Annotated in this window: 23 protein-coding genes and 1 tRNA gene; 14 read left to right on the forward strand and 10 right to left on the reverse strand. The window is 63.1% G+C overall.

From position 1 onward, the window contains the following. Positions 1-25 precede the first annotated feature (25 nt). From E4680_RS08620 to wrbA, 4 genes are all read left to right on the forward strand, one after another. Complete coding sequence (locus E4680_RS08620) at positions 26-2,062, forward strand: NADPH-dependent 2,4-dienoyl-CoA reductase (protein WP_205688845.1); 2,037 nt, start codon at positions 26-28, stop codon at positions 2,060-2,062. A gap of 53 nt (positions 2,063-2,115) precedes the next feature. Further along, a complete protein-coding gene (locus tag E4680_RS08625) occupies positions 2,116-2,715 on the forward strand; it encodes a DUF2946 family protein (protein ID WP_135282004.1) in 600 nt (199 codons plus the stop codon). Then, on the forward strand, positions 2,712-3,386 hold the full coding sequence (locus E4680_RS08630) for an MOSC domain-containing protein (protein ID WP_135282005.1): 675 nt from the start codon (positions 2,712-2,714) through the stop codon (positions 3,384-3,386). Before E4680_RS08625 ends, E4680_RS08630 begins: the two co-directional genes overlap by 4 nt. 89 nt (positions 3,387-3,475) lie before the next feature. Then, positions 3,476-4,084 (forward strand): NAD(P)H:quinone oxidoreductase, encoded by a 609-nt coding sequence (gene wrbA / locus E4680_RS08635; protein WP_135282006.1) that lies wholly within the window; start codon positions 3,476-3,478, stop codon positions 4,082-4,084. Between the two features lie 95 nt (positions 4,085-4,179). Here wrbA and pgeF read toward each other — a convergent pair whose 3' ends face one another. Together pgeF and rluD are read right to left on the reverse strand one after the other, a co-directional pair. Then, positions 4,180-4,953, reverse strand: a complete 774-nt coding sequence (gene pgeF, locus E4680_RS08640; RefSeq protein ID WP_205688846.1) for a peptidoglycan editing factor PgeF — start codon at positions 4,951-4,953, stop codon at positions 4,180-4,182. Then, positions 4,950-5,882 (reverse strand): 23S rRNA pseudouridine(1911/1915/1917) synthase RluD, encoded by a 933-nt coding sequence (gene rluD, locus E4680_RS08645; protein WP_135282007.1) that lies wholly within the window; start codon positions 5,880-5,882, stop codon positions 4,950-4,952. The genes pgeF and rluD overlap by 4 nt, the downstream gene beginning before the upstream one ends. A 126-nt stretch (positions 5,883-6,008) precedes the next feature. Here rluD and E4680_RS08650 point away from each other — a divergent pair, with 126 nt between their 5' ends. The 7 genes from E4680_RS08650 (at position 6,009) to E4680_RS08685 (ending at position 9,823) form a co-directional block, all read left to right on the forward strand. After that, positions 6,009-6,812 (forward strand): outer membrane protein assembly factor BamD, encoded by an 804-nt coding sequence (locus E4680_RS08650; RefSeq protein WP_135282008.1) that lies wholly within the window; start codon positions 6,009-6,011, stop codon positions 6,810-6,812. A 31-nt stretch (positions 6,813-6,843) separates the two neighbouring features. Beyond that, positions 6,844-7,377, forward strand: coding sequence for a nitroreductase family protein (locus E4680_RS08655; RefSeq protein WP_135282009.1), 534 nt, complete (start codon positions 6,844-6,846; stop codon positions 7,375-7,377). Between the two features lie 58 nt (positions 7,378-7,435). After that, positions 7,436-8,188 carry a methyltransferase family protein gene (locus E4680_RS08660; protein WP_135282010.1) on the forward strand — a complete coding sequence of 251 codons (753 nt, stop codon included), beginning with the start codon at positions 7,436-7,438 and terminating at the stop codon, positions 8,186-8,188. Positions 8,189-8,252: 64 nt separating this feature from the next. After that, a tRNA-Thr gene (locus E4680_RS08665) sits at positions 8,253-8,328 on the forward strand. 306 nt (positions 8,329-8,634) lie between these two features. Next, positions 8,635-8,907: a hypothetical protein gene (locus E4680_RS08670; RefSeq protein WP_135282011.1), complete on the forward strand. Its 273-nt coding sequence runs from the start codon at positions 8,635-8,637 to the stop codon at positions 8,905-8,907. A gap of 198 nt (positions 8,908-9,105) precedes the next feature. Then, the gene (locus E4680_RS08680; RefSeq protein WP_135282013.1) at positions 9,106-9,417 is read left to right on the forward strand and encodes a hypothetical protein; all 312 of its coding nucleotides are present in this window, start codon (positions 9,106-9,108) and stop codon (positions 9,415-9,417) included. 13 nt (positions 9,418-9,430) lie between these two features. Next, positions 9,431-9,823, forward strand: coding sequence for a DUF3775 domain-containing protein (locus E4680_RS08685; RefSeq protein WP_135282014.1), 393 nt, complete (start codon positions 9,431-9,433; stop codon positions 9,821-9,823). Between the two features lie 88 nt (positions 9,824-9,911). Here E4680_RS08685 and E4680_RS08690 read toward each other — a convergent pair whose 3' ends face one another. Genes E4680_RS08690 through E4680_RS08700 form a run of 3 tightly spaced genes read right to left on the reverse strand, consistent with a single transcriptional unit; the run spans position 9,912 to position 11,760 of the window. Continuing rightward, complete coding sequence (locus E4680_RS08690) at positions 9,912-10,454, reverse strand: 1,2-dihydroxy-3-keto-5-methylthiopentene dioxygenase (protein WP_135282015.1); 543 nt, start codon at positions 10,452-10,454, stop codon at positions 9,912-9,914. Beyond that, on the reverse strand, positions 10,451-11,143 hold the full coding sequence (mtnC, locus tag E4680_RS08695; protein ID WP_135282016.1) for an acireductone synthase: 693 nt from the start codon (positions 11,141-11,143) through the stop codon (positions 10,451-10,453). The genes E4680_RS08690 and mtnC overlap by 4 nt, the downstream gene beginning before the upstream one ends. After that, positions 11,140-11,760, reverse strand: coding sequence for a methylthioribulose 1-phosphate dehydratase (locus E4680_RS08700; protein ID WP_135282017.1), 621 nt, complete (start codon positions 11,758-11,760; stop codon positions 11,140-11,142). The genes mtnC and E4680_RS08700 overlap by 4 nt, the downstream gene beginning before the upstream one ends. A gap of 146 nt (positions 11,761-11,906) precedes the next feature. On the opposite strand from E4680_RS08700, the gene purT reads away from it, so the two are divergent. Further along, positions 11,907-13,106 (forward strand): formate-dependent phosphoribosylglycinamide formyltransferase, encoded by a 1,200-nt coding sequence (gene purT / locus E4680_RS08705; RefSeq protein WP_135282018.1) that lies wholly within the window; start codon positions 11,907-11,909, stop codon positions 13,104-13,106. Here purT and E4680_RS08710 read toward each other — a convergent pair. Beyond that, a complete protein-coding gene (locus E4680_RS08710) occupies positions 13,103-13,855 on the reverse strand; it encodes a pseudouridine synthase (RefSeq protein WP_135282019.1) in 753 nt (250 codons plus the stop codon). The genes purT and E4680_RS08710 overlap by 4 nt on opposite strands. A 184-nt stretch (positions 13,856-14,039) precedes the next feature. Here E4680_RS08710 and E4680_RS08715 point away from each other — a divergent pair, with 184 nt between their 5' ends. Continuing rightward, positions 14,040-14,825: a methane monooxygenase/ammonia monooxygenase subunit C gene (locus E4680_RS08715; protein ID WP_167792454.1), complete on the forward strand. Its 786-nt coding sequence runs from the start codon at positions 14,040-14,042 to the stop codon at positions 14,823-14,825. Between the two features lie 326 nt (positions 14,826-15,151). Next, positions 15,152-15,709, forward strand: a complete 558-nt coding sequence (locus E4680_RS14070) for an acyloxyacyl hydrolase (protein WP_167792455.1) — start codon at positions 15,152-15,154, stop codon at positions 15,707-15,709. Positions 15,710-15,862: 153 nt separating this feature from the next. Here the strand turns inward: E4680_RS14070 and icd are convergent, their stop codons facing one another. From icd to E4680_RS08740, 4 genes are all read right to left on the reverse strand, one after another. Next, positions 15,863-17,632, reverse strand: coding sequence for an isocitrate dehydrogenase (NADP(+)) (gene icd, locus E4680_RS08725; protein ID WP_135282022.1), 1,770 nt, complete (start codon positions 17,630-17,632; stop codon positions 15,863-15,865). A 148-nt stretch (positions 17,633-17,780) separates the two neighbouring features. Further along, positions 17,781-18,209, reverse strand: a complete 429-nt coding sequence (locus E4680_RS08730) for an NUDIX domain-containing protein (RefSeq protein WP_205688849.1) — start codon at positions 18,207-18,209, stop codon at positions 17,781-17,783. A 71-nt stretch (positions 18,210-18,280) separates the two neighbouring features. Beyond that, positions 18,281-18,685, reverse strand: a complete 405-nt coding sequence (locus E4680_RS08735; RefSeq protein WP_135282024.1) for an RNA-binding S4 domain-containing protein — start codon at positions 18,683-18,685, stop codon at positions 18,281-18,283. After that, positions 18,682-19,263, reverse strand: a complete 582-nt coding sequence (locus E4680_RS08740) for a chalcone isomerase family protein (RefSeq protein WP_135282025.1) — start codon at positions 19,261-19,263, stop codon at positions 18,682-18,684. The genes E4680_RS08735 and E4680_RS08740 overlap by 4 nt, the downstream gene beginning before the upstream one ends. Positions 19,264-19,285: the final 22 nt, after the last annotated feature.

The raw sequence follows: 19,285 nt of genomic DNA on the forward strand, positions 1-19,285 counted from the left end.
AAAAAAACCACGAGGAGACCCTATCATGACGGCCACGGCCTATCCGCACCTGCTGAGCCCACTCGATCTGGGCTTCGTGAGCCTGCCCAACCGGGCCATGATGGGCTCGATGCACACCGGCCTCGAGGAGCACCCCAAGGGTCTGGGCGCCATGGCAGATTATTTCGCTGCCCGTGCCCGCGGCGGCACGGCGCTGATGGTAACTGGCGGCTTCGGCGTCAGCGCCACCGGCGCGCTCGCACTGGGTACGCGGACGATGGCCTCCGAGAAAGACATGGACATGCACCGGGTAGTCCCTGAGCGCGTACACGCGGCGGGAGGACGGATCGCGTTGCAGCTCATCCATGCCGGACGCTATGCCTACAACCCCAAGTCGGCAGCGCCCTCGGCGATTCAGGCACCCATCAATCCCTTCCGGCCACGCGCGATGTCGCCTGAGGAAGTCGAACAGACCATTGCCGATTTCGCCCATGCCGCTGCACTGGCGCGCCAAGCCGGTTATGACGGCGTGGAAATCATGGGTTCGGAAGGCTATCTCCTCAATCAGTGGCTGGCCGCACGCACCAACCAGCGCGATGATGCCTGGGGCGGCGATTTCGAGCGGCGCATGCGCCTGCCGGTAGCCATCGTGCGGCGGGTCCGGCAGGCCGTCGGCCCCGATTTCATCGTCATCTATCGCGAATCGATGCTCGATCTGGTTACGGACGGCAGCACCGGCGAGGAAATCGTCACCCTGGCCCGCGCCATTGCCAGCGCCGGCGCCACGATGATCAATACCGGCATCGGCTGGCACGAAGCGCGTGTGCCGACCATCGCCACCATGGTCCCGCGCGCTGCTTTCGCCTGGGCTACCGCGCGGGTGAAGGCGGCCGTCGACATCCCGGTGATCGCCAGCAATCGCATCAACGTTCCGGAAGTTGCCGAGGACCTGATCGCGCAGGGCATGGCCGACATGGTGTCGATGGCCCGCCCGCTGCTCGCCGACGCAGATTGGGTAGCCAAGGCACGCGCGGGGCGACGCGCGGCCCTCAATGTCTGTATCGCCTGCAACCAGGCCTGCCTCGACCACACCTTCAGCGGCAAGCTGGCGAGCTGTCTGGTCAATCCCAGCGCCTGCCGCGAGGCGGAATTCACACTCACGCCAGCGAGCCAGGCGCGTCGCGTGGCCGTGGTGGGCGGGGGTCCGGCCGGCATGGCGGCGGCAATGGTCGCCGCCGAACGCGGTCATCAAGTCACTCTATTCGAAGCACAGAGTGCACTGGGTGGCCAGTTCCGGCTCGCCTGCCGCGTACCGGGCAAGGAAGAATACGCCGAAACGCCGGTATACTACGGGACCCGGCTGGCCGAGCTGGGCGTGGAGGTACGCCTCGGCGAGCGCGCCGATGCCTCGATGCTCATCGAGGCCGGTTATGACCACGTCATCCTGGCCAGTGGGGTGGTGCCGCGCCGACCGGACATCCCCGGCATCGATCATCCCCGGGTTCTGACCTACGCCGAGGTCCTGAGTGGCGCCGCACCGGTCGGCGTCCGCGTCGCAATCCTGGGCGGCGGCGGCATCGGCGTCGATACGGCGCATTTCCTGGCCCACGATCCGGCCCGGCCGTCACCCGGTCTCGACGTCGCATCCTTCCTCGCGCAATGGGGCGTGGCGCGCGATGCATCCACCCCTGGCGGACTGAGCGAGGCAGCCGCACCGCCCCACTCCGCCCGCGAAATCCATCTGCTGCAGCGCTCCACAGGCAAGGTCGGCGCCCGCCTGGGCAAGACGACCGCTTGGGCCCATCGGGAGCTGCTCGATCGGCTGGGGGTGCAGGTCCGCAGCGGCGTTCAATACGAGCGCATCGACGATGCGGGCCTCCACCTGATCCACCACGATCAGCGCCAGTGTCTCGCCGTCGACCACATCGTCGTGTGCGCCGGCCAGGAACCCTTGCGGGAACTCGCGATGCCGCTCGAGCAGGCCGGCGTGGCCGTGACCCGGATCGGCGGTGCCGACGTGGCTGCGGAACTGGACGCCAAGCGCGCCATCGAACAAGGGTGGCGTGTCGCGATGGCCCTGTGAGGGTCGCTTCACCCGCACGATAATGGCTAGCGATCCGATCAGGAGAGTTCAATATGGATGAAAGCGTCCAGGCCGCACTGCGCAAATGGCCCGATGTCCCGGCCGCCTACGGCTGGCTGGCACTGGACCGGCGCGGCAGCTGGCTGCTCGAAGGCCGCCCATTGCGGCATGCGCGCACCATTACCTTCATCAACCGCAACTACCTCGCCGACGCAGACGGTGCATGGCTGTTCCAGAACGGGCCTCAGAAAGTCTATGTCGCCCTCGCCTACACGCCGTGGGTCCTCCATCGCCATCCGGATCGCGCGCCCGGCACCGAGGGCGCTTTGGTCACCCACGTCGGCGCAGCAGTGGAACGGGTGGACAGCGCGTGGGTGGATGAGGAAGGCAACCTTCTGCTGGAAACGCCAAACGGCATCGGTCTGCTCGATGACCGTGACCTGGTGGCCTACGGTGCAGCATTTTGCGACCCGCAAGGCCAACCCTTGGCCGACACCGCACTCGAATCGGCGCTGGCCGCGCTCATGGAGGGTGAGCGCCCCGCGTTGGGCCTGCGTGACGGCGAGCGCATTCTGCCGGTTCAGCCGATCCGCTGCGCCGAGGTGCCGATGCGGTTCGGGTTCATCCAAGACCCCGCCCCCGAGGCGCCATGAACGACACCCTGCGCTGGTCCGGACCATTCATCGGCCGCCGGACGCTGTTGCCCGAAGGCCACTTCAGCGGCATCGTCAAACGCGCCGTGACGGGCTCACTCCAGCTCGATCAATCGGGCTTCGCCGAAGATGTGCAGGTAGACCAGCGGGTTCACGGCGGCGCGGAGCGGGCGGTGTGCGTCTTGACGGAAACCGCCTATCGCCACTGGGCCGAGGTCTACCCGCGGCGGGCAGCGGACTTCGTGCCCGGTGCCTTCGGCGAGAATCTGTGCTGGGCCGGTATCGACGAGCGCGAGGCCTGCATCGGCGATCGCTGGCAGCTTGGCGATGCCGTGCTCGAAATCAGCCAGCCACGCAATCCGTGCTGGAAACTGAGTCAGCACATGGAACTGCCGGATCTGTCCAAGCGCATCGTCAAAACGGGCTACGGCGCCGGCTGGCTATGCCGGGTTATCCAGCCGGGTTATATCCAGGCGGGAGATCCCCTGCGCCGCGTGCACTGCCACCCGGCACGACTTTCCATTACCGATCTGTGGGGGCTCACCCTCCATGACTCGCCCGATCGCACCAACTTGGCAGCCGCCGCCGAGCTCGAGGTTCTGGCGCCGACATGGCGCGAGCGCCTGCGCGCCCGGGCACGGTTGCTGTTTCCGCCGATGCAGGAGCGTTAACGGGACTGCATCGCCTCGCGGATCGGCCGCTTTCATCACGAGAACGCCGGCTTCGGCGGCGATCCATGTTTCTTGAGGAGGACACATCCATGGCCAAGATCCTGGTCCTTTACTATTCAATGTACGGTCACGTCGAGACCCTGGCCCACCATGTCGCCGAAGGCGCCCGCGCCGTGGCTGGCGCCGAGGTCACGCTCAAGCGAGTGCCGGAAACCATCCCCGAGGAGCAAGCGCGCCAGTTCGGCGCCAAGCTCGATCAGGCTGCACCCATCGCCACGCCGGCCGAGCTGGCCGACTACGACGCCATCCTCTTCGGCTCCCCGACCCGCTTCGGCAACATGACGGGGCAGATGCGCACCTTTCTCGACCAGACCGGCGGCTTGTGGGCCAAGGCCGCGTTGAACGGCAAGCTGGCCAGCGTCTTCACCAGCACGGGTGTGGGTGGCGGGCAGGAGACCACCGTCGTTTCCTTCTGGCACACACTGGCGCATCACGGCATGGTCATCGTGCCCTTGGGCTACGGCGACATTGCTGGCCAGATCCTGTCAGACCTCAGCGAGGTGACCGCCGGCTCGCCCTATGGTGCGGCAACGCTGGCCGGCGGCGACGGCAGCCGTCAGGTCTCCGAGAAAGAAGCCACCGCGGCCCGCTACCAGGGCCGGCGAGTCGCAGAATTGGCCGTTCGGCTGAATGGCTAATCGTCCTTTGGGGGATAGCGGTGTCGCCGCTATCCTCTTTCACCTGTTGTCCGTAACCTTTGCCGGCCGAGGGCGCCGGCCCCACGGTTAGGCGCTCAGATCCGCCAGATCAGCGCGGCCATCCGACCGGTTGTGCCGTCGCGGCGGTAGGAAAAAAACCGGTCGGGATCGCTGGCGGTGCACCACTGACCGCCCCAGACACCGTTCACCCCCAACCGGTTGAGCCGCTGACGCGCGAGCAGCGTCAGATCGGCTCGCCACCGATCCCCCGGCCCCGGTCGGAATGCTGCCGCAGCGGCCACATCGATGCGAAGAAAGGCTTCGCGCACCTCCGGCCCCACCTCAAACGCTGTCGCACCAATGGCAGGCCCTATCCAGGCCAAGAGCCGGTCCGGCGCCACATCGAGCGCCGCGACCGTGGCTTCCAGCACGCCGGCCGCCAATCCGCGCCAACCGGCATGCGTAGCGGCCACATGCGTGCCCGCAAGATCGCAGAACAGGACCGGCAGACAATCCGCCGTTCCGACGGTGCACACCACGCCGATCTCGTCCGTCCAGGCGCCATCCGCCTCGAGAGGTTCGGTCGTCACCATCCCCGAGACCCGCATGACATGCGTGCCATGGACTTGTCGCAGCCAATGGGGCACCGCGGGCAGAGCCAGTGCCTCGGCCAGGAGTCGACGGTTCGCAATCACGGCCGCCGGATCGTCGCCGACATGATCGCCAAGGTTAAAGCTGGCGTAAGGTCCGGTGCTCACGCCGCCGAGGCGGGTGGTAACCACCGCCTGCACCGAGCGCGGTGCCGGCCAGTCGGGCACGATCAGCGGCACCGCTCCACGCTCGACCAGGCCAGGAACGACCCCGCTCATGAGACCGGTCCGCGACGCAGCGTCTCGATCAAGGCTTGCATGTCCGCCGGCGGCGGCACCTCCCAATGCATCTCACGACCCTCGCTCGGGTGCACAAGACCCAGACGGGCTGCATGCAACGCCTGACGCCTGAATCTCCGCAGCGTCTCGGCCAGTTCGGGATCGATGCCGGCGGGCAACCGCAAGCGGCCTGCGTAGAGCGGATCACCCAGCACCGGATAACCCAGATGGGCCATGTGAACACGGATCTGGTGCGTCCGGCCGGTTTCCAGACGCAGCGCAAGGCGGGTGTGATGGGCGTAGCGTTCGGCGATACGGTAATGCGTGACCGAGGCGCGTCCGCCTTCCCGTACGGTGATCCGCAGTCGATCACGCGGGTGTCGACCCAGCGGCGCATCGACTGCGCCGCCCGCCACGGGCGTCCCGATCACCACCGCATCGTATTCGCGGCGGATCTCTCGCGCCTGCAGCGCGCTGACGAGCCGCGTATGACTGCTCAGTGTCTTGGCCACCACCATCAGCCCGGAGGTATCCTTGTCGAGTCGATGCACCAACCCGGCTCTCGGCAGATGCGCCAATGCCGGAAGATGATGAAGCAGCGCATTCTGCAGCGTCCCCGATGGGTTGCCCGCCCCTGGATGGACCACAAGTCCAGGCGGTTTGTCGAGGATCAGCAACGCCTCATCCTCATGCACGACGGTCAGTGCCAAAGGCTCCGGGCGCAACGGCACCACCGGCGCCGGATCCGGCATGCACAGCGCGATAAGCTGTCCTTCACGCAGTCGGTCGCTGGGTCGTGCCGGCGCACCATCGACCCGAACATGTCCGTCCCGGATCCAACGGGTCAGCCGACTGCGCGAATGCGCCGAGAACTGCTGCGCCAAGATCTGGTCGAGACGCTGACCGGCCCACGCGGGGGTGACGATCACGACCTGCTCGGAGGCGGCCCGCTCGGCAGATGATTCGGAGGGACAGGGGATGTGAGCCAAGGGCTTTGATATACTCCGTTAAATTCTTTGACCCGGCTTGGCCGGCTACGAGCGTTAGTCTAAACCATGCATTCCTTTGCCCGCCTCGTTTTCCTGTCGCTGCTTGGCCTGAGTCTGTCGGCCTGTTCGCTTCTATCGTATCTGCCGAAAGGATCAGACGATCCTGAGAATGGCGATGAAGTGCCGGAGGTCAACACCAGCCGGCCTGCTGCAGAGATCTATCAGGAAGCCCATCAGGCGCTTGAGAATGGAAGCCTCGACGGCGCCATCAAGCGTTTCAACGCCCTCGAATCGCGCTATCCGTTCGGAACCTATGCCCAGCAGGCACAGATCGAGCTCATCTACGCTTACTTCCGTCAGCGCGAATGGGAACAGGGCATCGCCACGGCACAGCGGTTCCTGCGTGAGTATCCCAGCCACCCGGCGGCCGACTATGCGCTGTACATGCAGGGGCGGATCAATTTCGAACGCACTCTGGGGCTGCTCGAAAGCAATCTGCGCTGGAAATGGTTCAATATCGACGGCGCAGAACGCGACACGCAATACGCTCGTGGTGCCTTCGTGGCGTTCGACAACCTCCTGCGTCGCCATCCAGACAGCCCCTACGCCGCCGATGCCCGTCAGCGCATGCTGTTCCTGAAAGACCGGGTCGCGCGACATGATCTTGCGGTCGCCCGTTACTACCTCAAGCGCGGCACCTACGTCGCCGCAGCCAATCGTGCGCAGGATATACTGGCGGAATTCTCGGGAACCGAGGCCGTCCTGCCAGCCCTTGACATCCTGATCGCTTCCTACAAGGCCCTGGGCCTGTCGGACATGGAGCAGCAGGTTCGGTCGCTGCGGGAACAGGCTAGCGGCCAAACCGGCTGATCTGCGGGCCACCGCGAGGGAGAACCAGCCGATGTGGGATTTTTTCGAGACCATCCGGCACCGCCATTCGGTTCGGCACTACCGTCGTGACCAACCGGTTTCCCGAGAGCAGTTGCATGCCATCCTGGAGATGGCCTGTGCCGCACCTTCGGCCGGGGATCTGCAATCCTATCGGATCGCCGTTGCAACGACCGCCGAGCAGCGCCAAGCGCTCCAAGCCGCAAGTGGCGATCAGAGTTTCCTGACCGAAGCGCCGCTCTGTCTGGTGTTCTGCACCGACCCGGAACGCGCCGCCATGCGCTATGGCGAGCGTGGCAGAACGCTTTACGCAATACAGGACGCTACCATTGCAGCCAGTTACGCGCAGCTTGCCGCTGTTGCGGCAGGATTGGCCAGCGCCTGGATCGGCAATTTTGATGAAGATGCCGTGCGATCCGCCTTGGAGCTTCCAGACCGATTGCAGCCCATCGCGCTGATCGTCGTGGGGACGGCTGCCGAGATCCCCGAAGCAACCCCACGCCGACCGCTCAAGGACATCCTGATCCAACCTCATAGCGAACCTTGAACACCGGCATTTCCGCGACCCCGATCAACGATGTGATTCACACGGAGGCGAATCCACCATGTCATCGCGACGCGCACTGCCCCTGGCGATAGCGGCCTACCTGTTTTCGTTGTCGAGCCTGGGCGCCCTGATCGTGTTCCTGCATGACCTATGGCTGCCCTGGACCGCTGGAACCGGCGAACTGCGTGGCGGTTGGGGACAAACCGTCGCCATCAATACCGGCCTGATCGCGCTGTTCGGTTTGCAGCACAGCATCATGGTCCGCCCGGGTTTCAAGCGGCGCTGGACGCGAATCGTACCGGAACACCTCGAGCGCAGCGCCTATGTCGTCGCGTCCGGAGTAGCGATTTTCGTGCTCATGGGATTCTGGCAGCCGATGCCCGGGGTAATCTGGCACGTCACCTGGCAACCCTTCGTCACGCTGTGTCTGATCTTGCTCGCCTTGGGCGGCATCATCGCCGTGTGGTCGACGTTTCTGACCGACCACTTCGAATTGTTTGGCCTGCGCCAAGCCTATATTCACGATCAGGGACTGCCCTATACACCCGTTCCATTCAAGATGGGCCTGCTATATCGCTACGTGCGCCACCCCATGATGCTGGGTATGCTGCTGCTGTTCTGGGTCACCCCCTATATGACCATTGGCCATCTTTTCCTGGCGGGCGGCTTGACGCTCTACATCCTGATCGGCCTGTATTACGAAGAGCGCGATCTGGTCCGCAACCTAGGCTCGGACTACGCCCGCTACCGGGACAGCACGCCGCTACTGTTTCCGCGACTCAAGCGTTCACGGCCGATCCCGCAGCATTGATGCGCCGATCGGGTAGAGGGATTTTCGAAATCAGCTGAAAAGGGTATCCTAGCGACCCTCACAGGCCGGTGTAGCTCAGTCGGTAGAGCAGCTGATTCGTAACCAGCAGGTCGGAGGTTCGATTCCTCTCGCCGGCACCATCTTCGCAATTCCGATCGGGCCGCTTCGCCCGCTCGGATGACCGTCAGGCAGGCCCCGTGTGGGCACCTGCCGAATTTCCTCAAGTCCTTGTTGACCATGGATGATCATCCGTGACGTGTGCACCGCCACCCCGTGTTCACGGTTGGCACCCACCCGCACAAGGACCCCGGTGCGATCGACCCGCCATTCCGACCCATCACACTGTTTATGGCCGGCGATATCATGACCGGATGGGCATCGACCAGATCCTCCACTCTCCCAGCCCGCCAGAGACCTTCGAACCCTGCCTCCGATCGGCGCCGATTATGGCGCGCTGGCGGCGGCGCGGGGGCCGATCAGGCGTGCCACCCACTTTATTATCGACCTCTGGGGCGACGCGTTGGCGAGACTCGATCACCGCCGGCGCCGGGCGCAATGCCCACGAAGCCTGGCAGCCGGCGGTGCTGGATCGACCGGACCTAGGACGGATCACAGTGTTCGCCGTTGGCTGTCCCAGCAGCGGCATTCCGCCGGAATGGGCAGCGCGCGATGACACCCCGGGCATTGCGCGACTGGCCGATCTGTCGGTGCACACTTGATTGAGGACATCAGCGAACATCTGGATCGGTGCCGGAAACCGGGTGATACGATCATCGTTTTGGTTCACTGGGTCGGAAATTGGGAGGATGCCATTCCATAAGGCCATCGCGCATTCGCTCCTGGATTGATCGATCGGGCCGGGGTAGCGGTGGTCCACGACCATTCTTCGCATCATCCGCTGGGAATCGAAATCTATCGTGACCGCCCAACTTTTTTATGGCTGCGGCGACTTGCTCAACGACTATGAGGGAATCCGGGGCTTTGAGCGTTATCGTCCCGGCCTCGCCTTGTGCTATCTGGTCCGCCTGACCGATACGCGCCTGCAGCATCTGGAACGGGTACCACTGCACCGATCAGGGTTCCGTCTGCATGGCGCGAAGCGCGAGCGGGCCGAAGGGCTGCGGCAAAAGTTGACGCAGAACAGCCTTGGGCTCGGGGACCCTCTGGGCATCGATGGCCAAGGCCACTTACACTGGTACCCGACCCACGATACGAGTGAACTGCTGTGATACGGGAGGATTCATGGAAACGCCGGATCTGAATACCGAGACTGTCTGCACTCTGATCACCAGACTCAAGGAATTCCATGCCAAGGAAGCCGTCGCGATTCCCGAACCGGAGGGTGATTGGAGCGATGACTGGGCACTGCAGGTGCTGGCCGACCACGAGGACGATCTCACCTATCGAGAAGTGAAAATCGTGATCGACGATCTCGAACCCGACCAACAGGCGACCCTCGTGGCGCTCATGTGGGTCGGCCGCGGTGACTATGGTGAGCGCGAGTGGACCGAAGCCCTGACCGAGGCGACACGAAGCGCCACAAGCCGCACGGCGGAATACCTTCTCAGCACGCCCATGGTCGCGGATTATCTCGCCGAGGGCCTCGCGACCTTCGGGCATCGCTGCGACGACTAAGCCACCAAACGAGCGGGCCAACGGATGCCGGCTGAAATCCCGGCGCCCGCCGAGACCGGGTCCCGTGTCTTGGCAAAACCCATGCCCATCACGCCAGGCGCGGAAAACCATCGGCGATGGCATCGCCGGTAAACTGGGCAATCCATCCATCCGGATTGTTGAACAGGCGAATGGCAGTAAACCGCGGGCTCGATCCCATGTCGAACCAGTGCCGGGTTCCTGCCGGCACACTGATCAAATCCCCTTTGGTGCACAAGACAGCATAGACCTGTCCATTCAGATGCAGGCAGAACAACCCGGCGCCGTCCACGAAAAAGCGCACCTCATCCTCGCCGTGGGTGTGTTCACTGAGAAACTTGTCGCGCAGCGCGGCGCGGTCCGGGTGCGTTGGGTACATATTGACCACATCGACACTCTGATAGCCCGCCTCGGCGATCAGCCGATCGATTTCCGGGCGATAAGCCGAGAGGATCACCGACTCGTCGGCGCGCTCATCCAGCGCTTGCGTCGCTGCCCAACGGCGAAACAGCACTCCGGCTTCGGCCAGCGTCTGGCGAATCGTTTCGCCATCTTCGGTCTCAAGTGTGGGATGTGCGGCGTCATTCTCGGAATAAACGGTCAGGCGGCTCATGAGGCAACCTCCTTCAGCTGCGGGATGTGGTGAAAATCTGCGGCAATGGGATGATCGCTCGTCAATCCACCACCGCGCGCCAACAGACAGGTTTCGAGCCCTGCGGCTCGCGCTGCATCGAGTTCGGATTCGATGTCCGACAAGAACAGAGTGCGATCCGCCGCGATACCGATCGCCTCGACGATCCGGCGATAGCTTTCGGCCTCGCGCTTGGCGCCGACGCGCGTATCGAAGTAACCCCCGAACAGGGGCGTCAGATCGCCATGGTTGCTATGCCCGAACAGAAGCCGCTGCGCCTCTTCCGAGCCGGACGAATAGACATAGAGCCGCAGCCCGGCCGCAGACCAGCGACGCAGGCAAACAGCAGCATCCGGATAGACATGGCCGGTAAAGTCGCCGCGCTGGTAGCCCTCGCGCCAGATCCAACCCTGCAAGGTCTTCAATGGCGTCATCTTAAGATCGAGCTTGATCCACTCCAGCAGCTGATCCACCACCGCGGCCTCGCTGGCCGCGGGCTGACCGCTTGCCGCAGCCACCTCGACCAGCAGCGCCTGCAGCGCGGGCTCGTCGCGATGTGCCGCGACGTAGGCCGGCAGCCTACGCGCGGCATAGGGAAACAGCACCCGATGCACGAAGCCGATATCGGTGGTCGTGCCTTCGATATCGGTCACAACGGCTTGGATCCTCATTGACGGGCCTCCAGTAAACGTTCCTGAAGCAGGCAGTTCAGCAAGAACTCCCAACCTTCCACATGGCGCCGGGCTTCAGCGACCGTACGCCCCCACGCGTAAAGCCCGTGGCCACGCACCAGAAAGCCGCCCGGCAATCCACCCTCGGCTTCCCAGCGCACAGCCAGTTGGTCAGCCAGCGCCGGAATGTCCTGGGTATTGTCAAACAGCGGCAGCGCAAGCGTGGCCTCGTGGGTCGTCTGCCCCCGAATCGCTTTTTGCATTTCATAGCCGCGCAAGACCAGCGTGTCATTGGGGTCAAGGCGAGAAAGGACGGTAGCAGCAACCGAGTGGGTATGCAGCACGCAGCCGATCGTTGGGTCGAGCCGATAGAGCCGCTGGTGCAGCGCGGTCTCGGCCGATGGCAGTGGGTCGGTGGTGGCGAGCGCGCCGGCAACTGGCAGGCGGATAAACTGGCCGACGCTCACCCGGCGCTTGTCGCATCCCGAGGCCGTGATACAAAACTGGTCCAAGCCTTCACGCATCGAAAAATTGCCACCCGTGGCCGGCGAAAAGCCATCGGCCGCCAGTTCACGGATGACATGGACCAGCGTCTCAATCGAATCCATGGACTCCATGGCCCCACCTCCCGCGGAAGGCTTGCAAAAGGCCCACATCATACCCCAGGGCACGCCCAGCGTCGTAAACGCCCGCGTGACATCGGCGTCGCTGATCCTTTGGGCTAGAATCGCGCTTTTAGCGACACCTATCGCGGAGATCCTCCATGCGCATCGGCACCCCCCTCACTCCTTCCGCCACCCGCGTCATGCTGCTGGGTGCAGGTGAGCTGGGCAAGGAGGTAATCATCGCGTTTCAGCGTCTCGGGGTCGAGGTGATCGCCGTGGATCGCTATGCGCATGCGCCTGGCCATGCGCTCGCCCATCGCGCCCACGTCCTGGACATGACCGATGGCCCCGCCCTGCGTGCACTCATCATCCGTGAGCGGCCGCATTGGGTCATTCCGGAAATTGAAGCAATCGCCACCGAAACCCTGTGTGAACTGGAATCCGAAGGCCTCACCCAGGTCATCCCCACGGCCGAGGCGGCATGGCTGACCATGCAACGCGAGGGCATCCGCCGTTTGGCGGCAGAGGAACTGAACCTGCCCACATCCGGCTACGCCTTCGCCGATTCCGAGGATGAGCTGCGCGCCGCGATCAACGGTGGCATCGGCCTGCCCTGTGTGGTCAAGCCGGTGATGTCCTCTTCCGGCAAGGGCCAGTCGGTCGTCCGAAGCGAACGCGACGTCGCGGCAGCCTGGACCCATGCCCGCAGTGGACGGGTGGATCGCGGGCGCGTCATCGCCGAGCAATGGATCGATTTCGATTTTGAAATCACGCTGCTCACCGTCCGAACGCTGGATGCTGCAGGGAATATCCAAACCCGCTTCTGCGAACCCATCGGGCATCGTCAGGTCGACGGCGACTATGTCGAAAGCTGGCAGCCACAACCGATGCAGCCAATTGCGCTCGAGCGAGCGCGCGACATCGCCGGCCGCATCACCGCGCGCCTCGGCGGACGCGGCGTTTTCGGCGTGGAGCTGTTCGTTCGCGGTGATGCGGTGTGGTTCAGCGAGGTCAGCCCGCGCCCGCACGACACCGGGCTGGTGACCCTGGCCAGCCAGCGTCAGAGCGAATTCGACCTGCATGCACGCGCAATTCTGGGCTTGCCAGTGGACACCCGGCTTCAACGTCAAGCGGCCAGCGCCGTGATCTATGGCGGCACCGATGCGCCCGGCGTCGCCTTCGAGGGCGTCGAGCACGCCTTGGCTGTGCCCGAAAGCGACCTGCGCCTGTTCGGAAAACCGCTGGCGACCCCCAAACGCCGCATGGGGGTCGCGCTGGCCTGTGGGGAAACCATCGGGCAGGCGCGAGAGCATGCCCAAGAGGCGGCACGGCGGATACGGGTACTCGCCGCGGATTAATGCGGGGTTGGATCTGCGGGTTTCGCGCCCAACTGCGCGACCTCTTCGGGCTCAAGAAGGCGCCACGCACCCTTGGGCAAATCTCCCAGCCTCAGGGGGCCGATGGAGACACGCACGAGCCGACGCACATTGAACCCGAATGCGGCCAACAGCCGCCGCAGATGGCGGTTGCGCCCTTCGGTCAGCCCCAGTTCCAGCCAACTGTTCTTCGCGCCCTGCCGCAACAGAGTCGCCGCCGTGACATGCAACCATTCTCCCTGGCAATCCGCACCCACACGCAAGGCCGACAGCAGCGCGGCATCAGCGATGCCGTCCACCTGGACGTGATATCGCTTCTCCAATCCGCTTCCCGGTGCCGTTACACCGGCCGACCATTGGTGATCATTACTAAACAAAAGAAGCCCTTCACTGGCACGATCCAGGCGTCCCACGGGGGAGAGCCCGGGCCATGCCGCAGCGTCACCGAGTACGGAATAGACGGTCGCCCTGCCCTGCTCATCGCGGCGGGTCGTGACCAATCCACGCGGCTTGTTGAGCATCACATATCGTGGCGCCGCTGCTTTTACCCGCATCCCATCCAGCGTCAAACGATCGGCGTCGAGCTTGATTCGGCTCATTGGGTCCCGAACGATCCGGCCGTTCACGGCCACCCGCCCGGTTCGAACAGCCGTCTCGGCTTCGGTGCGCGAGCAGACACCCAGCTTGGATAATGCCCGCACCACCGACAGCGCATCTTTCAACGTCGGCATGGGGCCACCACAGTACCGGATAACCACTCAGCCGCGCGATCGAACCGCCCGTTCCGCCGTCTTGAACGGTAACCCAATAAACACTTGACCGCTCGTTCAAGATACCCTAGTGTTTGTCGATACATGACATAGATCATGGTTTTTTAGCTTTTTAATGGCGGTTCTAAGTAACGAGGAGATAGACATGAGTGCGGTTATGCCATCCAGTAGGGCCGTTGCTGCCCCAGCTGAAGCGGCCCCCTCCATTCGGGGGCCATGGATGTTTGCCCTGGGCGTCGGTATTCTCGCCGGCCTTGTGTTCGGCGTTTATCGCTGGTACCAGCAAAATTACTCCTTTACGGTCGGAATGGACTATTTCGAACCGGAATTCCAGACCTATTGGATGAGTCTGTTCTATGTCCAGATGACAGTCATCCCGCTGATCGGCGCCATTGCCGTAGCCGTTCTGTGGTTCACCCGCGACCGCAACATCATGGCAATCACCCCGCAGGAAGAGCTGAAACGCTATTACTATGTCCTGACGCTGTTGGCCATGGCCAGCATTCTGGCCGCGGTCATCTTCGGCCTGTTCGTTGAAGCTGATGCGGCGTGGCACCAGACGACCATCCGCGACACCGACTTCACCCCCACGCACATCGCGCTGTTCTATTTCGCCATTCCCGCAGCACTAGTGGGGCTCACCTTCGCCTGGGTGTGGGTCCATACGCGACTCCCACAGTTCACCCAGCGGGTTTCCATTCCGTTGTCCCTGGTCGTCGCCGGACCAATCCTCATCATGCCCAATCTCGGTCTGAACGAGTGGGGCCACACGTTCTTCTATGCCGAAGAACTTTTCGCGGCGCCGATCCATTGGGGCTTTGTAGTGTTGGCCTGGGGCATCTACGCACTCGGCGGTTTCGCAGTCCAGTGTGTGGCCCGTATCGCGGAATTGACCCGGCTTACTCAAGCGCAAGGGTCACAGACCACCTGATCCCCAATCCGCACCGGATCGACATTCAAAAAGCCGCCGGTAACCCCGGCGGCTTTTTCTGTTTCATGACGTGTCCACCCGTACCCCATGGGGCACCGTTACCTCATCTTCGAACGCGTCCCCCCGGCGATATTCGGGTCTATGGACTGTTTATCCCCACGCCCGAAAAACGGCCCCGATCGCCGCGCAGCGATCCTTGCGCTCAAGCAAGATTCCCTCAAACGATCCATGCTTCAATCACGTGGTTGGCTCGTGGGATTCGCCACCGACCGCGACCATTGTGGGTTTCTGTTACTGAATTGATTTCGAGAATCAGAGGAGGTGGGATGCCTCGATCGCTCATGAAGTCGAACCGATTCGGGTTGCTCTTGCGTCTGCTCCTGCTCAGCAACCCAGCGGTCACACTACACGCAGCGCCCCTCTATGCCGTCGGCGTGCTTGCCCATGACCGTGGACCATTCAGTGACCGCCACGAAGACGGCGTCGACCTCAATGTTGAAATCCAGTTTGTGCCACTGTCGATTATCCCATACAGCGTGCGGCCGCATCTCGGCACCACCCTGAATTTCAACGGAGATACGAGCGCTGCGTATGGCGGCCTGAGCTGGCGGCTGTACGATACGCCGCGGGGCTTCCTCGACGGCATCGTCAGCCTCGCCGTTCACGACGGTCCTCTGAGCAAGGACAAACAGGGATGCAAGACGAGAAGTGACTGCGGTTTCGGTGTGCGGATGCTCCCCCGTCTCGGCATGGAAATCGGCTATCGGATCACCTCAGGTCGATCCATGGGCCTGTTCTATGATCACATGTCCCACAAATGGGTGATCGGGGGTGAGAACGAGGGGATCGACCACATAGGGCTGCGCTACCGGCAGGCGTTCTGACCAAGCCGCAGACTGGGTCGGCCGCCATTACCGCGCCATAGCGCCGAAGTGCCTCGCATTGCGCCCGGATTCCTTTGCAAAAAAACCGGCCCTAAAGGGGCCGGCGATGAGGCAAACGGACGTGTCAAAGCAGCCGGGACGCGATCCCGAGACTCATTCAGCCCGAATCCAGTTGAACAGTTCGACGGCATTGACCATATCGGCTTCCGTGGCAATACCGATGACCTTGCCGTTTTCTTCCACCAGCAGGCGGCGGATTCGATGCTTGATCATGCGATCGATGCATGCACTGATCGGCTCGGTCATCGGAACCGTGATGACCGGCGTGGTGGCCATTTCGCCCACTGTCACTTCAGCCGAATTGCGTCCAGCCTGCGCAACGCGCCCCATCACATCGCGCCGCGTCAGGATCCCCCAACCGAGCCCATCATGCGGCTCCACGATAACCGAGCTCACGCCGTGATCGCGCATGACCCGAACGGCATCATCGATCGTGGCATCATGCGCAATCGTCACCAGCTTGCGCGTCATGATATGGCCAATGGCAGTCGGCTTCCGACCGGATTCCAGCATGGCCTCCATGGGTGCGGTGATCCGCCGGCTTTCACGCAGCTGGCGGTTTTCCAGACGCCATTGTCGCCGTGCTTCAGCGCGTGCCTGCACATCGATACCGGCATGAATACGACTGATGATTTCATCGGCAAAGGCGCTGGTCGCCACTTCGCGGGCGCCTTCCATCTGGCGCGCAAAGTCGTAAGTGACGACTTTATCCTGGACGACGTCCTGGAAGGCTTCGCGGATGACGTCGCCGGCTTCGGTCCAGCCGATATAGTCCAGCATGTCGACACCACTGAACAGCAGCGAGCCCGGGTTGACCTTGTCCTGGTTGGCGTATTTCGGCGCGGTCCCGTGCGTGGCCTCGAACACCGCCACGCCATCACCGATGTTGGCACCGGGCGCAATGCCGACCCCACCGACCTGGGCCGCGATGGCATCGGACAGGTAGTCGCCGTTGAGATTCATCGTGGCGAGCACATCGAATTCCTGTGGGCGCAGCAGCATCAGCTGGAAGATGATGTCGGCGATGCGATCCTTGATGACGATCTTGCCTTCGGGGACCTTGCCGCCATGCTCCTCGAACACCTCGGTCTCGGTGATGGTGCGGTCGCCGAACTCCTCGCGGGCAACCTGATAACCCCAGCCACGAAATGCACCTTCGGTGTACTTCATGATGTTGCCCTTGTGGACCAGCGTCACACTCTCGCGGCCATGATCGATGGCATACTGAATCGCCTGACGTACCAGTCGCTTGGTGCCAAAGGGGCTGATGGGTTTGATGCCGAGCCCGGCGTCCTCGAAAAACTCTGCCCCCATTTCCTGACGCAGGAACTGGGCGAGCTTCTTGTTATCCGGCGTTCCAGAGGCATATTCGATACCGGCGTAGACGTCCTCGGTGTTTTCGCGAAAGATCACCACATCGATCAGCTGGGGTTCGCGCACGGGCGAAGGCACGCCGCTGTAGTAGCGCACCGGCCGCACACAGGCATACAGATCGAGATCCTGGCGCAACGAGACGTTCAGTGACCGGAACCCGCCGCCGACCGGGGTGGTCAGCGGACCTTTGATCGAAACGCCAAGCTCGCGCAAGGCCGTCAGCGTTTCCTCGGGGTAATAGTTGCCGTCGTAAAGAGAAGCAGCCTTTTCGCCAAGAAACAGCTCGCACCAGTGGATCTTGCGGCGTCCGCCGTAAACGACCTCCACTGCAGCATCCCAGATCCGCAGACAGGCCCGCGTGATATCCGGGCCGATGCCATCGCCTTCGATATAGCCGAGAATGGGTTGATCGGACACTTTAGGCCGGCCATTGGCGTCGAATTGAACCTTGTCTCCCTGTGCGGGCATTCGAATGTGACGATACGTCATGAGTAGCGCTTCTCCTGGACCGGGTGATCAGCCCGGGGGTTGAAACATCCCGCCTCGGAGGGTCGCTCCAAAGACGGTCTCCTGGTTTTACTCCAGCGGCGGATCGGCGCCGGCAGAGAGTCAAATCCTCGGGCCCGATCCATTCTCCTCAGTCCAGGGGAACAGGGCGGCCGGCCCGATAGAATTCGAAATAGTCCGCCACGATCCGGGCATGATCGAATGCCAGATCAGGCAGGTTTGCGCGGGTGAAGACAGCGGCGTCCCGAGCATCATCCGCGCCTTGCGGCATGCCGCTCGCGGTCCCGACATATACAGCGCTTACCGTGTGCCCGCGGGGGTCACGGGACGGGTCCGAATAACATCCGAGCAGTGCTTTCAGGGTAACCGACAGGCCGGTTTCTTCTTTAGCTTCGCGGCGCGCAGCTTCCGGCAGCGTTTCACCCACATCGACAAAGCCACCGGGCAAAGCCCAGCCAAGCGGCGGATAGCGACGTGCCACCAGCACGATGGAGGGCTCCGATCGATCGGTCATCTCGATGATCAGGTCCACGGCGACTGGTGGTGTGCGCACATCCATCGGCACAATAGGTTCCTACGGGCGGTGACGGAACCGGCCCAGTATACCGAAAGCGACCGACCCCGGGCAGATCAGAAGCGCTGAGACAGGGCACGCAGACGCCGTCGCATTCGTTTATCAGGCCGTTGGCCCGGATCGGGCGGGGGTGCGAGCCGATGGTTCTCCCGATTCTGTTCACGCGCGGCGCGGCTTTGCAGCGTCTCCAGATACAAAGCGGCCGCCTGACTGGCCGGGCCCCGACGGACATCCAGTCCAAGGAGCTCCACCTCATAGCGTTCCTGTCCGCGTTGGATGCGAAGACGATCGCCGATCCGCACCAGATGCGCGGGCTTTACGGCATGTCCATTGCAATGCACCTTTCCGCCCCCCACCGCCTCGGTGGCCAGCGAACGGGTCTTGAAAAAGCGCGCGGCCCACAGCCAGCGGTCGATCCGAATCCGATCAATCGGCTCGTCTCGCGTTTTGGGCTGACTCATGCACCCGCTCCGGCAAGCAGATCCTTGCGAAATGCCGGCTCACTGGTCCGCGGATCGAGCCAGATACCGAAAAAGGCGCGGCCAAACGCGGGGTCGGGAACAGTCGAGAAGAGTGTGCCGTTCAAGTAGAAGCGGGTTTCCCGACCCGGCAGGTTAACGCCAATCAGGCGGTCTCCGGCCTTGACATCAGGAAAAGCCCTGCGCATTACGCCCTCCCATTCGACAAGCCGCGCATCACTGATCTCGCCGATCTGCCGCATCTCGTCGACCGAGCGTTTGGCCAGATCACGGGCCTTAAAGTCCAAAGCGTAGGTCAAATCGAGCGCGTATACCCCTTGCCAGTCGAATGCGCCGGCTGTGACCCAGAGTCGGCCATCATAGACATTGATGAAATACTTTCGGAATCGAGCGCTCCCCATCATCTGCCAGTCATTCCCAAGTGCCCGAATCTCCCCGGGGAGCGGCAACGCCGGAACACTCGCCTGGACACCCGGCGCCCCACTCACGGCAACCAGTAATATCAAGGTCAAGGCCAAGAACCATCCATGCACCCGCGGGCCGTGTCTGCCATTCATCATCCCGAACTCCTGCTACGGTAAC

Source organism: Candidatus Macondimonas diazotrophica, assembly GCF_004684205.1.
GTDB classification, from domain to species: Bacteria; Pseudomonadota; Gammaproteobacteria; order UBA5335; family UBA5335; genus Macondimonas; species Macondimonas diazotrophica.

Coding starts and splice junctions, on each gene's coding strand:
- E4680_RS08620 (WP_205688845.1), top strand. CDS start 26: ATGACGGCCACGGCCTATCCGCACCTGCTGAGCCCACTCGATCTGGGC.
- E4680_RS08625 (WP_135282004.1), top strand. CDS start 2,116: ATGGATGAAAGCGTCCAGGCCGCACTGCGCAAATGGCCCGATGTCCCG.
- E4680_RS08630 (WP_135282005.1), top strand. CDS start 2,712: ATGAACGACACCCTGCGCTGGTCCGGACCATTCATCGGCCGCCGGACG.
- wrbA (WP_135282006.1), top strand. CDS start 3,476: ATGGCCAAGATCCTGGTCCTTTACTATTCAATGTACGGTCACGTCGAG.
- pgeF (WP_205688846.1), bottom strand. CDS start 4,953: ATGAGCGGGGTCGTTCCTGGCCTGGTCGAGCGTGGAGCGGTGCCGCTG.
- E4680_RS08650 (WP_135282008.1), top strand. CDS start 6,009: ATGCATTCCTTTGCCCGCCTCGTTTTCCTGTCGCTGCTTGGCCTGAGT.
- E4680_RS08655 (WP_135282009.1), top strand. CDS start 6,844: ATGTGGGATTTTTTCGAGACCATCCGGCACCGCCATTCGGTTCGGCAC.
- E4680_RS08660 (WP_135282010.1), top strand. CDS start 7,436: ATGTCATCGCGACGCGCACTGCCCCTGGCGATAGCGGCCTACCTGTTT.
- E4680_RS08670 (WP_135282011.1), top strand. CDS start 8,635: ATGGCGCGCTGGCGGCGGCGCGGGGGCCGATCAGGCGTGCCACCCACT.
- E4680_RS08685 (WP_135282014.1), top strand. CDS start 9,431: ATGGAAACGCCGGATCTGAATACCGAGACTGTCTGCACTCTGATCACC.
- E4680_RS08690 (WP_135282015.1), bottom strand. CDS start 10,454: ATGAGCCGCCTGACCGTTTATTCCGAGAATGACGCCGCACATCCCACA.
- mtnC (WP_135282016.1), bottom strand. CDS start 11,143: ATGAGGATCCAAGCCGTTGTGACCGATATCGAAGGCACGACCACCGAT.
- E4680_RS08700 (WP_135282017.1), bottom strand. CDS start 11,760: ATGGAGTCCATGGATTCGATTGAGACGCTGGTCCATGTCATCCGTGAA.
- purT (WP_135282018.1), top strand. CDS start 11,907: ATGCGCATCGGCACCCCCCTCACTCCTTCCGCCACCCGCGTCATGCTG.
- E4680_RS08710 (WP_135282019.1), bottom strand. CDS start 13,855: ATGCCGACGTTGAAAGATGCGCTGTCGGTGGTGCGGGCATTATCCAAG.
- E4680_RS08715 (WP_167792454.1), top strand. CDS start 14,040: ATGAGTGCGGTTATGCCATCCAGTAGGGCCGTTGCTGCCCCAGCTGAA.
- E4680_RS14070 (WP_167792455.1), top strand. CDS start 15,152: ATGCCTCGATCGCTCATGAAGTCGAACCGATTCGGGTTGCTCTTGCGT.
- icd (WP_135282022.1), bottom strand. CDS start 17,632: ATGACGTATCGTCACATTCGAATGCCCGCACAGGGAGACAAGGTTCAA.
- E4680_RS08730 (WP_205688849.1), bottom strand. CDS start 18,209: ATGGATGTGCGCACACCACCAGTCGCCGTGGACCTGATCATCGAGATG.
- E4680_RS08735 (WP_135282024.1), bottom strand. CDS start 18,685: ATGAGTCAGCCCAAAACGCGAGACGAGCCGATTGATCGGATTCGGATC.
- E4680_RS08740 (WP_135282025.1), bottom strand. CDS start 19,263: ATGATGAATGGCAGACACGGCCCGCGGGTGCATGGATGGTTCTTGGCC.